Source organism: Bacillus sp. H1a (assembly GCF_000633475.1).
Lineage (GTDB): Bacteria > Bacillota > Bacilli > Bacillales > Bacillaceae_G > Bacillus_A > Bacillus_A paramycoides.
Genome location: NZ_AYMH01000087.1, coordinates 1 through 12,034, shown reverse-complemented (window position 1 = coordinate 12,034; position 12,034 = coordinate 1). Strand labels below are relative to the sequence as shown.

Here is a 12,034-nt window from a genome sequence, read left to right as displayed (position 1 = left end):
GAAAGTAGGTCATTTTTTTAATTATGCATCGTGTAAAGAATCATTTTGTTCTTTATTATTTAATTTTTGTTTTAGCAGCGCATAATCTTGTGTCAATGTTACAAGTTGGTGATGCTGTTTAGAAACCTTACGGGTTAAATCAAAAATTAAAATAAAGCAGAATAAAAGTCCGAACAAGAATAAAACAGATGGTGGGTATTCTACGTGTAATAGCTGCCCAATCCAATTTATAATTTTATCTGTAGAGCTTAAAATTGCCATTGCGATACAAACGAAAATCCAAAGGATAGAATATTTTGTGTCTAAAGCACCTCTACGTATAGAATTAATAATTAGGAAAAATAATAATAAGATAAAGATAAATGAAAAGGTAACTATAGGCATGAATTATCAACCTTTCACAATTTTTTGCATTAATATGGCTAAACTTACTTTAATCATGTAATATACAGATTTTAAAGGTGTAATGGAAGATTGCCCCCCTTGTCTTTCTTGCATATTAACTGATATTTCCTTAATGCGAAGGTTCTTCTTTTTTAAGTGAATGAGCACTTCAGGTTCTGGATAATCTTTCGGATAATTATGTGCGAAAATCTTAATTACTTCGCGATTAATAGCGCGGTATCCAGATGTTGGATCCATAAATGTTTGTTTTGTTAGTAATTTTAACAAGGCAGTAAAGTAAAATATTCCAATTCTTCTTGAAAGACTTCCTTTATATGCGGTTTTTTCCGTAAATCGAGACCCCAGTACCATATTGCATTGATCTTCAGCAATAGGTTGGATGATTTTATATAAATCTTCTGGGTTATGTTGTCCATCGGCATCAAATTGAATAGCGATATCATAACCATTTTCATAAGCATATTTGTATCCAGTCTGTACAGCTGACCCAATCCCTAAATTATAAGGTAGATTTACAAGATGTACCGGGAATGTTGTGACAATTGCAGGTGTTTTATCTTTGGATCCATCATTAATTACGCAAATATCTAATCCTACAAAATGTTCTTTTAGTTCTAAAAGTCTTGCTAATGTATCCGCAATCGCTTCCTCTTCATTGTAAGCGGGAATGATAATCAAGGTTTTAGGTATTACAATTGGTACCTCAACAGACATATTGCATCATCCTTTATATGATAATAGGCATTATTATTTTTAGTAAAACACATTGTTAGTTAGCATTTTAAAATCCGGTTTCTAAGCGACCAGTCTTCGCTATTATTTCACTCCAATTCTGCAGCCATTTCACCCATTACAAGTTTCATCAGGTATAAAAATGTTGCTTCCTATGTAAATTTCTCACTATACTATTCTTTCGATTTTCGTAACTAATATTTTTTTCGATAATAAATATGTAAAAGGTATTGCAGTCAGTGATGCTAGGAAAGGTGAAATTATTTCATTTAAACCTACTAAGTCAACTAAAATATAAATGCCGACAGTTGTAACCGCAATATTAACAGCATATGTTAATGGGAATTGTAAAAATTTCTTTAAAGTCGGTTTTGTTTTGTAAGTAAAGTACGTATTCAGAAAAAAAGAACCTATTATGCCTATTACAGTAGCAATAATATGTGCTGATAAATAATTTAACCCTATTAATTGGCTTAATAAAAGATAGAATATGTAATAATTCAGGGTATTCATGCATCCCACTATAATAAAACGAAGCACTTGTTTATTAAACACTTTCAATTTAATTTTCTTCCTATCTATAATTTGATTAGTCCTTCTTTATATAATCATAAACACTGAGTAATATTTAGGGCTATAATTAAAAACAGATATTTTCCTTTATTTTCTAAATACTATTATACACTAAAGGGGTAAGTTAGGTACATTCTAAATTACATTTTCACCTGGAGATGCCAATTTTATCGTTTTGGGGTACTTGCTTTTCTTAGCTTGATTGTGATGGGCATGTGACTGAACCCCTAATACTTTATTTTTATAATGACTCTTTTCATGAAATAAAACTCAGTTATCAGTCTAAAACATTTTTTAGATCTAATAATAACAAGCGTACATTTTTACCTTTCAGATAGTCTCTTTTATTCTAATCTCTTCATTTCTTTCAGCTGTTCTATATCCTTTTCTGAAGCATTTTCTATTTTATACAGTTCATAGCTACCCTTTATCTCATTTATCACTGCAAATTCAATTTCATTCCGAACATAGCTTCTAGTTTTCCCCTTTTTATAACCAATAACATTATCTAATATAGTTTCCCCACTATCTTTTTTATATAAATTATAGCTAACAGGTGGACGACCAATTACATACTTATTATCAGAAAATCCGACTATATCATCCCTCCCTAATCCTGTCGAAACACTCCAGACAAAAATAATCTGAAATATAGAATAAACAACAATACCGCATAAGAAAAAAAATAGGATTGATTTAAAAAATAACTTTAAAGGTATCCTGCCCAAAAACATTCCCTCCCATTTCATCTCGGGGTAGCAAGAACAAAACGTGAATTTTGTACGCTAAGAAACCGAATTTTTTAGATTGTTGAACTCAATCCCCGTCAGTGCCATAAGAAAAAGAGTTACCGCAGTAACCCTATTGTTTATACTACACGTCATTTGGGGAAGCTATGGATGAATAAAGTCAATCTATGAAATTTCCCACAATCTTTTAACTTCCACCAATTCCTGCCCATTGAATTCCATTCTATATATATCTGGTTTTGATGTCTGTAGTAAAAAATTCAAATCATACTTACTGTCATAATATCCCATCACCAAAGTCATTACAGCTCCATGAGTGCCTAATACTACTTTCTGTCCTCGATAGGTGTTTAATAATTCGTTTAAGACTTTTATAGCACGTTTCTGACAGTCGACATTAGACTCTCCTCCCGTTAAAGCAAAGTCGGGGTCTAAAAATGACTTTTTTATCAAAGGAAATAATTCTTTATCCGACATTCGTTTCTCTTCAGCAATAAAAATTCTCTCTTTTAAGTCTTCAAATACTAAAACTTCTTGTCCTATTTGCTTCGCTAACTGCTGAACAGTTAGAATTGAACGATTGTATGGACTTGAGATAACAACGTCGATTCCCTCACCTTGTAATATATCTGTTATTCGTTGAGCATCTAATTTTCCTTTTTCAGTTAATCCTCTTGTTCCTTCTTTTCCAGACTTTGGTGAATCTCCGTGTCTAACCATATATATGAAAGTTTTCATAATTACCTCCAATTTTTTTAGGTTTCTTTATTCCGTATATAGCTTCTATTAATTAAAAAGAACTCTCCCAATGACCATAACTAATAATCACTATAAATCCTTCTGCATGCGATATCTTAAATACGTTTCTTTACAATTCCGTGAACGTAAGTGTATTAAAACAAAAGAACACGTAAAATGGAGTGCTAAAAAAGACTAGTTCTGTTCTAGCTCTTTTTTCATTTTCTAATTAATAATTCGTTTGCATATTCACGAGCCCAATGATCGGCGTCTAATACTGTTTCCAAATCTGGATTTGCAATGCTATGATGAGCTTCAAGAGTAGAATAAATTGTTTTTTCAATATCAAAAAATGAAATTTTGTTTTGTAAATATAGCGCATTTGCAATTTCGTTCGCTGCATTTAAGACAGCAGGTGTTGTACCACCAATTTTTCCAGATTCATACGCATAGTATAGGCAAGGGAATTTTTTGAAATTTGGTTTTTCAAAATGTAGGCTAGCTATCTCTAATAGGTTTAATTTTTTATAGTCCGATTGTAATCTAGTTGGATAATGAAATGCATATTGAATCGGTATTCTCATGTCAGGGGCACCGAGCTGTGCCATGATAGAGCCATCTATAAATTCAACTAAAGAATGAATAATACTTTCTTTATGAATTAAAACATCAATTTTCTCATAAGGGATATCAAATAACCAACGTGCTTCCATGATTTCAAAGCCTTTGTTCATTAATGTAGCTGAATCAATGGTTAGTTTTGCTCCCATTAACCAGTTGGGATGCTTTAAGGCATCTTTAGCTTGTAAGATTTCCATTTCTTCGCGCGTTTTATCTCGAAATGCACCGCCTGAAGCAGTAACAATAAGCCTCTCGATTTCTTGAGTATTTTCCCATTTAAACATTGAAAAATGGCAGAGTGTTCACTGTCTACTGGAATTAAGCGGCAGCCGTTCTGTTTCGCTAATTCTGTCGCAATATGCCCTGCCGCAACTAATGTTTCTTTGTTAGCAATTGCTATATCTTTTTTCGCTTTTAATGCTTCAATTGTTGGAAGGAGACCAGAGACACCGACAACTGAAGATAATACAAGATTAGAATCAGGGTGAGTTGCAACTTCAATTAATCCATCTATTCCATATGTGACTTTTGTATCCGTAGGAATTCGCTTCCAAAGAGCATCTGCTAATTCTTTTGTACTTACACTTACAATTCGAGGGTGAAATGTATATATTTGTTTTTCGAGAAGGTCAATATTGTGATTTGCTGTTAAACCAATAATTTTAAAATGTTCCGGATGAGTAGTGACTACATCTAATGCAGACGTACCAATTGAACCGGTTGAACCAAGAATTGAAATATATTTTACCATAATAATTCCTCCAAAGTTGTATAATCCCTTTTTGCAAACCTAGATATAATTAGACAAAAAAGATAAAATTCCTTCTTTTCTAAAAAAGAAACAACAGGAATTAAGCGAATATAAAGTAAATGGTTCTGTTGCAAAGTTATCCAAAACCTGTCTCCTGGGCGAGTTGTTGAAGAATATGTGCAGATAGATATCGCTGTAGTTCTTCATCGAACAAATGAAACTCATCTTGAATCGAAAGACTCATAAAAAACGCCATCCTTCCTGTATATTTCTACAAAAAGAATAACGCTTTCTATGAATTATGGATATAAATTCATCTTAGATTAATAGTAATGTATGGTGACTCCTAATAATAAATTACTAGCCACGTCTTCTCATTAATTTTTTTACAATAAAATAGAAAACAGCAAGAGCCACTGCAATAATAGCAAAATATTTAACATAGGGCCCCGCTACTTCATTTATATTCTCCCACTTTTCACCCAGTTTCCAACCTAAATATACAAATAATGCCGACCAAGGAATAATTGCAAGCGTAGTAAGCGTAATAAATCTAACATGTGACATTTTAGCAATACCTGCAGGTATTGAAATAGCATGGCGCACAAAAGGAATAAAACGTGCTGTAAATATTACACCAGTTCCATAACGATTGAACCATGCTTCCGCATGATCAATATGCTTTTTTTGAATGAAAATATATTTTCCATAACGCTCAAGTACTGGTCTTCCTCCATAACGACCAATCCAGTATATAAATAGCTGTGCTATAACTCCACCAATTGTACCGAATACAACAGCACCGAAAAACGATATATTTCCTGATGACACTAAATATCCAGCATACGCTAGCACAATTTCACTTGGTATTATTTCAATCATTAGTCCAAGCATAACTCCCCAATAACCAAGTCCTTCTAAAAATACTAAAATTGAATGGATTAAATTACCTAACATCTTTACACCTACCATATACAAAATTTTCAAACATACTAACAAAATAAAGAGATACCTTATTCCAGGCATATCTCTATTTTACATAATATACAAATTATTCCTAGTGAAATATGATAAAGTTTTCTTTGTTATGTACTGACCTTCCTTTATATAACACCCATTATCAGTAGGCAACGATGCATAAAATTTTCGTTATGGGGGTAATTAAAAATATACCTTAAGTTGATGGGTGTGTGGTGCTATCCCATCGCTATCAAGCTAAGAAAAGTAAATACCCCAAACGAATTTTTTCGTTTAGGGTATACTTCCAAATATTAAGTTGATGGGCATGTATGGTGCCCCCTGATATGAGAATCTAAAGTATTTGAATAAGAAACTTTACTCCGTTCGTTATAGTTGTTTACATCATAATATAATTATATATCTCTTATTAAAAATGATTCTATCTTAAGAACTGAAAATGGCTATTAAAAAATATGGTTGCTAATTTTATTTCGATCTTCCGTGCACCCAAGCAGCAATATCATTTATAACATACTCAGGGATATTAGAAGGACTATAATATTCATCTGGTTTACTTAATTCCCCATCTCCTTCTGTAAAGAAGTGATTTAACTTTGGATATAGTCGATAATCAACGTTATCTCGCTCTTTTAATTGTTCTTTCCAAAGAGGAATTTCGATTTTTGATTGAACTTGATAGTCTCTTTCTCCTTGAATAATAAGCAGCGGTGTCTTTTGTTCTTTTGACATTTCTGCTGCCTTAATTTTACGGATAGAATCCCAAAATAATGGTGATCCTAAATAAAAATCTTTTGGAGGATTCTGACTAGAGAAATTGGGATCATTTAATAATTCAAATTGTGATTTGTAAAATTTATATTCCTCCGGTTTCATTGCCCCAATAGAAAAAAGATACTCAAATTGATCTAAAACAACATCTTGGATCGTACGGGCTGGTCCTCCCATCACAATTGCACCAGCAATATTTTGATTTTGGTCTTTTTCGATCATTTTCGGAAGCATCATTCCACCTTGACTATGACCAAGAATATAAATTTGATTTTTATTTATCATAGGTTCATTTTGAAGAAAATGAGTCGCAAGAAGAGCATCATCTGTTGTCTCTTTATCAACTGTATAAAAAGGACTAAATTGTGTTTTCAATCCATGTTCATAAGTTCGTTTATTATAGCGAAGGACAGCAATTCCTTTCGAGGCAAGACCTTCAGCTAAATCGCGAAATGGTTTTAAGGCAAATACTGTTTCATCCTGATCAGTTGCTCCAGATCCTTGAACAAGAATAACCGAAGGGAAAGGACCCTTTCCCTTCGGAACAGACAATGTTCCCGGTAATGGAAACGCACCACTTCCAACTACTACTTCTTTATCTACAAATGATTCAGGCTTACTATATGATGGACGCTCTGAAACAGGACTAAACGACATGCTAAGTTGAAAATCATCTATTTTTCCAGATGGATCTAGTTTAATTAGTAAAGGTACAGTAGATTGTTCAAAAACTAATTTAATCTCTACATTTGTATGAACGGAATTTGTCTCTTTTTGTGTTACCTCTCCAATTCCCATAAAAGAACCTGCCTGTAATTGCGCAGGGAGTCCCTTCCAATAGCTCTTCAGCCATTTTTCGGATATTATTTTCTGTAATGATCGTGAGGTTAAATCAAATGCAGATTTATAATCCTCACTATTCATATAGCGGATAAATAAAAGGGTAGTAGATATAATAGGATTTTCATCATCAGTATTGTCTATTTTTTTTATATTTGTGTTTGTTTCCTTTAATGTCGAAATAAATTGGTAATTGAACGGATTATTATATGTATCGTGATATAAACTTGTTTTCAATACATCCGTATTCCGTTCCTCATACAAACTTGAAGAACTCGTGAATTTTTTAGGTGAAATTACTTCCTCCGCAAATGAAACTGAAGGAATAGTTATCGCACAAATTGCACTGACAAGTAATAACTTATTCCCTATTCTTTTTTTCGTGCTCATTTTTATTGATTCTCCTTTCAAAATTAAAATTTTTTAATACAGCATGCCAAGTACTATAAGGAAAATAAAAATTATCAAAGAAATTATTAATCTACTTTACGATCCCCCCTAACAGGTTAAAAAGCTATTATAAACAAACTTCAATAAAAGATGCCTTCTCCCTCTTTTTTTATGACTGGATTTTTTGAGTGGATGTGACCCCTAATAAACATTACAGTTTTGTAATATTAATGTCACTATAATCAATTCCTTCACTATAAAAAATTCACTATAATTTCCATACACAAAGATAAGGAGAGAGTTATATGAAAAAACATTAGTTATATTTATATTATTTGCACTGGTTTCTAGTTTTGCTATAGGATGCGAGAGATCTAGAATGGGAACAAAACAATATTATGTCCAAATAACAAATAAGGGTAAGGTAAAAGGTAACCAGCGTTTCTATACTTTATCTACTTATAATGAAGATGGAGTAAAAAAACAGTTACATTTACGCCCCTTAAAGAGAATGCCTTTATACGCCTTTACACGCCAGACACAAAGATAACAGTAATGTAGAAATAAACCATTAAGAAGTAACTTCCTATATTGTAGCTTTGGAATAAAGTTGAATCAAAAATACCTCGCAATCCCAAGTTTTACGATAAATAAAAAGAATCCATTTTGAAAAAGATTGATCAAAATGGATTCTGCTTTAGCAGATTTTTGTTTCGGCTTTATAAAAAAGTTTAATCATTTTCTGCCTGTATTGCTCCATAATCGCGCCCATTTGTTCTCTAAAAAGTGAATAGTTCCTATTAAACTTTCTTAATATACTCATACACTTCTTTAGGTTTTATATTAAGCAGGTGAGCAATTTCCGTTATTTTTTTTCCTTCTTTCTTCATCTTTTTTATTTTTGTCTCCAATGTTTGCTCGTATTCTTCTGCAATATCAAATAATGGACTCAATAAAGAGTGCCATATTTCAAAATCAGCAAATTTATTTTTTTCCAAAAACTTATTTAGCAATGTTTTTAATTCTCCATTTTGTATAATTCTTTTTCCTTCTAACACTTGTTTCTCAGTAAGAAAATTACCTATATCTTTTATAAAATTGATAAATGAGTCCATAGAATCTGCAAGGAAACCGCCAACACCCCAACATAAAATTAAATGTAGACTATTTCTGTGGTGTTTTATTTTTTATTAATTATTACGGTACGTGAAATTATAATGTTAAGCCTAAAAAAGCCCCTTGAAAGGAGCCTCTTATTTTACAAGGTATTGTTCTATTTCTTTTATTAATAATTCTGCACCTTCTGGACTTAATGCGATCTTACCATTTGCTAATGATATGTTACGATTTGATACTTCTCCTGTTAATGCACAAACACCACCAGGCTGATACTTCTGTAAAACAATGTCTTCACCTTCTACAAAGATCTCTAATGGCGATTTTTCTCTAATACCAAGCGTATTTCTAAGTTCCTTTGGAATTACTACACGCCCTAATTCATCTACTTTTCTAGTCACTCCAGTTGCTTTCATCTAGCATCTTTCCCCATTTCATTTATCAATTTGTACCCAAATTATTCTTTACTATTGTAACAGGCTTTCACCATACACGAGAAACATAATGATCCAAAAACTAACGATCATAACAAGAATTTCTTTAAGGGGTACAGACAATGCCCATCAACCTAAAGAATCAAAATCCCCCCATAACGAAAATATTACGATTGAAGGCAACAAAATGAAATTACCTAAACTTGCCCTTATTCGCTTTGCCAAAAGTCTTGAAGTAGAAAGGCGTATTGTGAACTACCCACCACTTAACGTCCTAATGGACTGTTTGAAGTGGGGGCTTCTCGGTTAGTCGTTACTTTTGATAGCTAACGAATTCGTCCTAAGACAGCCAAGCTAACCCCCTTGTTCCAAGGGTTATTTTATTACTATCTATGCTAACGCTAATAGGCGTATTGCTTCATTTTTGATATTGATAGCTGCGTTATAATCTCTATCGAGATTTACACCGCATATACAAGAATATACTCGCTCAGACAATGAAATATTTTTCACATTTCCACAACTGCTACATGTTTTTGTGGAAGGAAACCATTTGTCTATTTTCACAAGTCGTTTGCCTTGTTCGTGTAGTTTATAAGCTAAAAAAGAAGTGAACATACCCCAACCATTGTCAGCGACATTTTTTCCAAAATGAAGTGCTTGCGACATTCCTTTCATGTTTAGATCTTCAATAGCTATAACATCAAAATGAGTAGCTAACTCTTTAGACTTATGATGAAGGAAGTTCTTACGTTGGTTTGCTACTTTTTCATGTAACTTAGCTATCCGAATACGTTGCTTATTCCAACGCCCTGAACCTTTTGTGCGTCTTGATAATACTCGTTGTGCCTTTGCTAATCGGTCTAACATTTCACGATAGAACTTAGGATAATTGGCTCTCTCATCCTCAGAACTGACGTATAATCGATCCATCGCAAAGTCTAATCCAACAACTGTTTCTACTTCTTTTTGTACAATCTCTTTTTCGTATTCAGTCAAGATGGACACATAGTATTTACCAGTAGGTGTCATAGAAATCGTACATGACTTGATTATATGGTCTTGTGGTATTTCTCTATGTTGTTTGATACGTACCATTTTCAGTTTTGGCAATTTGATATGACCATTAAGCAACATAATATTTCCGTTCACTACATTCGTTGTATAAGACTTTCTATCTTTTTTGCTTTTGAATGTTGGGAAGTCATTTTGACCACTAAAGAAATTCTTATAGGCAGTTTGCAAGTTTAGTTGGGCATTTGCCAAAGCTAATGAATCAACTTCTTTCAACCATTCAAATTCTGCTTTGTATTTTGCAGGAGTGGGAAGCTTTTGTTTCTTTAGTTGTTCCTTATCATCTTTGTATTTCTCATACACTTCTTTTCGTTCAGTTAACCTTCTGTTATACACGAAACGTACACAACCGAAGGTTTTACGCATAAGATATGCTTGTTCTTCTGTTGGATACAAACGGAATTTATATGCCTTATTATGCTTTGTCATACCATTTCACCTCACTTTTCACCTTGATTTTCAATATATTTCTTTACTACGTCTATTGGTGAACCACCAGTAGTTAGTAAGCAAAAACTTCTTGACCAAAACATCTCTTTCCAAAGTTTCTTTTTTACTTGTGGAAAATCTCTTTTAATGAGTCGAGAACTTGCACTTTTGTAAGCATTGATGAATTTTGTCATTTCTGTATTAGGGTGTGCCTTGAACAAAATATGAACATGGTCTACATCATGATTCCACTCAACTAATGTGATGTTATAGTTTTCAGATAGTCGAACAAACATATCTTTTGCATAGTATGACATATCATCATCAAACACATTTCTTCTGTATTTCACGACCAACACAAGGTGATAATACAACAAGAATACTGAATGGTTATTACTATCTAATTTCATTGATATACCAACCTTTATAATTTATAAGACTGATTATATCAGAGACAAAATAAAAAGCAAAACCTTTTGGCTACGCCAAACCGAAATTCATCTCCCACCTACCGTTGGGCTACGCCCTTCACACGCTTGAGGAAGGAGAATTCTTTCGGGGAATTCGTTAAATGCAACGATTCGGCGCAACCCGAGGTTAGTTTAATGAGTTAAAAGTCGGTGTACAGTTTGACTTGGAACAGGTTAATGTAAAAGCAAACCGCCTTTTGAGCGTTTTTTCTTTACTTAAAAGAGTATGCTGACGCTCCAATTAGATGAGTATGATATATTTGAAAATGCGCCAATATATTTGTGACCAAGTAAAAAAGCGCCCTGTAAACAGGGCGCTTCGGACATATATTAGGTTTTAATTAATGACTAATATTAGCATTTGGATGTAATGTTGTTCCTCCAATTGAAACTTTAATTTCATTTGTTAATGGAACATTTTGTTCATTAATAATGGTTCTCCACCATTCCCATGCAAGACCTGTACATTCTCTTGCTACGACTTTTACATTTTTTGAATTCGGTGGAAGTGGTATGACTGTATTGAAATGAGCAGTTCTGTCTCTGCCGTTTCCTTCCCAAGTTTTATGGGTTAGTACTTCTTTTCCATTTTGATCATATGAGAATTCATCCCAAGATACATCAAATTGAGCAACATATGCACCGTAATGATCAAGCGTCATTTTAGCACTAGAATATTCTGTAGTTGTAGTCTCAATATAATCTGTATTATTATGAACAGCAGCAGTTGCGTTATCTTTTAAGAAAGTACTTGTATATGAAATTGGGTATGCTGGATTTTTAGAACTTAATTCTGCATTATCTTTAATGATATTTCGGATTTCATTAAAATCTTTTGTAACAACCTTGTTATGCTCTTTTGCGTCTCCACCTAGTACTACAGCGGTAAAGGTACTGTCTTCAAAAATATCTTTGTACTGTCCACTCGCTTCAACGCCTTGACCCTTAATTAAGGCTTTAAAA

12 protein-coding genes and 3 pseudogenes are annotated in these 12,034 nt (G+C 33.0%); 2 read left to right on the top strand and 13 right to left on the bottom strand.

Annotated elements, in window-relative coordinates:
- Window positions 1-21 precede the first annotated feature (21 nt).
- From U860_RS0129255 to U860_RS0129215, 8 genes and pseudogenes are all read right to left on the bottom strand, one after another.
- The gene (locus U860_RS0129255) at window positions 22-384 is read right to left on the bottom strand and encodes a DUF2304 domain-containing protein (RefSeq protein WP_025151263.1); all 363 of its coding nucleotides are present in this window, start codon (window positions 382-384) and stop codon (window positions 22-24) included.
- 6 nt (window positions 385-390) lie between these two features.
- Window positions 391-1,119: a glycosyltransferase family 2 protein gene (locus tag U860_RS0129250; protein WP_025151262.1), complete on the bottom strand. Its 729-nt coding sequence runs from the start codon at window positions 1,117-1,119 to the stop codon at window positions 391-393.
- A gap of 186 nt (window positions 1,120-1,305) precedes the next feature.
- Window positions 1,306-1,698 carry a GtrA family protein gene (locus tag U860_RS0129245; protein ID WP_025151261.1) on the bottom strand — a complete coding sequence of 131 codons (393 nt, stop codon included), beginning with the start codon at window positions 1,696-1,698 and terminating at the stop codon, window positions 1,306-1,308.
- Between the two features lie 356 nt (window positions 1,699-2,054).
- Window positions 2,055-2,438, bottom strand: coding sequence for a hypothetical protein (locus U860_RS0129240; RefSeq protein ID WP_025151260.1), 384 nt, complete (start codon window positions 2,436-2,438; stop codon window positions 2,055-2,057).
- A gap of 186 nt (window positions 2,439-2,624) precedes the next feature.
- Window positions 2,625-3,197, bottom strand: a complete 573-nt coding sequence (locus tag U860_RS0129235; RefSeq protein WP_025151259.1) for a histidine phosphatase family protein — start codon at window positions 3,195-3,197, stop codon at window positions 2,625-2,627.
- Window positions 3,198-3,415: 218 nt separating this feature from the next.
- Window positions 3,416-4,569: pseudogene (locus U860_RS32215) on the bottom strand (1-deoxy-D-xylulose-5-phosphate reductoisomerase).
- Between the two features lie 360 nt (window positions 4,570-4,929).
- A complete protein-coding gene (locus tag U860_RS0129220; protein WP_025151258.1) occupies window positions 4,930-5,526 on the bottom strand; it encodes a DedA family protein in 597 nt (198 codons plus the stop codon).
- 489 nt (window positions 5,527-6,015) lie between these two features.
- Window positions 6,016-7,548, bottom strand: a complete 1,533-nt coding sequence (locus U860_RS0129215) for a DUF3887 domain-containing protein (RefSeq protein WP_025151257.1) — start codon at window positions 7,546-7,548, stop codon at window positions 6,016-6,018.
- Window positions 7,549-7,927: 379 nt separating this feature from the next.
- On the opposite strand from U860_RS0129215, the gene U860_RS34585 reads away from it, so the two are divergent.
- Window positions 7,928-8,098 (top strand): DUF1093 domain-containing protein, encoded by a 171-nt coding sequence (locus tag U860_RS34585; RefSeq protein ID WP_240184506.1) that lies wholly within the window; start codon window positions 7,928-7,930, stop codon window positions 8,096-8,098.
- A 250-nt stretch (window positions 8,099-8,348) separates the two neighbouring features.
- Here U860_RS34585 and U860_RS0129210 read toward each other — a convergent pair.
- A pseudogene (locus U860_RS0129210) lies at window positions 8,349-8,678 on the bottom strand (SMI1/KNR4 family protein); the annotation flags it as partial.
- Between the two features lie 123 nt (window positions 8,679-8,801).
- The gene (locus U860_RS0129205; protein ID WP_025151255.1) at window positions 8,802-9,080 is read right to left on the bottom strand and encodes an AbrB/MazE/SpoVT family DNA-binding domain-containing protein; all 279 of its coding nucleotides are present in this window, start codon (window positions 9,078-9,080) and stop codon (window positions 8,802-8,804) included.
- Between the two features lie 175 nt (window positions 9,081-9,255).
- Here U860_RS0129205 and U860_RS35475 point away from each other — a divergent pair.
- Window positions 9,256-9,351: pseudogene (locus U860_RS35475) on the top strand (RNA-guided endonuclease TnpB family protein); the annotation flags it as partial.
- A 137-nt stretch (window positions 9,352-9,488) separates the two neighbouring features.
- On the opposite strand, the gene U860_RS0129195 reads toward U860_RS35475, so the two are convergent.
- From U860_RS0129195 to U860_RS0129185, 3 genes are all read right to left on the bottom strand, one after another.
- Window positions 9,489-10,601, bottom strand: a complete 1,113-nt coding sequence (locus tag U860_RS0129195; RefSeq protein ID WP_025151253.1) for an RNA-guided endonuclease TnpB family protein — start codon at window positions 10,599-10,601, stop codon at window positions 9,489-9,491.
- 11 nt (window positions 10,602-10,612) lie between these two features.
- On the bottom strand, window positions 10,613-11,011 hold the full coding sequence (tnpA, locus tag U860_RS0129190) for an IS200/IS605 family transposase (protein ID WP_025151252.1): 399 nt from the start codon (window positions 11,009-11,011) through the stop codon (window positions 10,613-10,615).
- Between the two features lie 401 nt (window positions 11,012-11,412).
- The coding region (locus U860_RS0129185; protein ID WP_025151251.1) for a thiol-activated cytolysin C-terminal domain-containing protein at window positions 11,413-12,034 on the bottom strand (622 nt) is incomplete at its 5' end.

Excerpts from the sequence above, each read along its gene's own strand:
- U860_RS0129205 (WP_025151255.1), bottom strand. The coding sequence starts at position 9,080 with ATGAAAGCAACTGGAGTGACTAGAAAAGTAGATGAATTAGGGCGTGTA.
- U860_RS0129195 (WP_025151253.1), bottom strand. The coding sequence starts at position 10,601 with ATGACAAAGCATAATAAGGCATATAAATTCCGTTTGTATCCAACAGAA.
- U860_RS0129250 (WP_025151262.1), bottom strand. The coding sequence starts at position 1,119 with ATGTCTGTTGAGGTACCAATTGTAATACCTAAAACCTTGATTATCATT.
- U860_RS0129235 (WP_025151259.1), bottom strand. The coding sequence starts at position 3,197 with ATGAAAACTTTCATATATATGGTTAGACACGGAGATTCACCAAAGTCT.
- tnpA (WP_025151252.1), bottom strand. The coding sequence starts at position 11,011 with ATGAAATTAGATAGTAATAACCATTCAGTATTCTTGTTGTATTATCAC.
- U860_RS0129220 (WP_025151258.1), bottom strand. The coding sequence starts at position 5,526 with ATGTTAGGTAATTTAATCCATTCAATTTTAGTATTTTTAGAAGGACTT.
- U860_RS34585 (WP_240184506.1), top strand. The coding sequence starts at position 7,928 with ATGGGAACAAAACAATATTATGTCCAAATAACAAATAAGGGTAAGGTA.
- U860_RS0129215 (WP_025151257.1), bottom strand. The coding sequence starts at position 7,548 with ATGAGCACGAAAAAAAGAATAGGGAATAAGTTATTACTTGTCAGTGCA.
- U860_RS0129255 (WP_025151263.1), bottom strand. The coding sequence starts at position 384 with ATGCCTATAGTTACCTTTTCATTTATCTTTATCTTATTATTATTTTTC.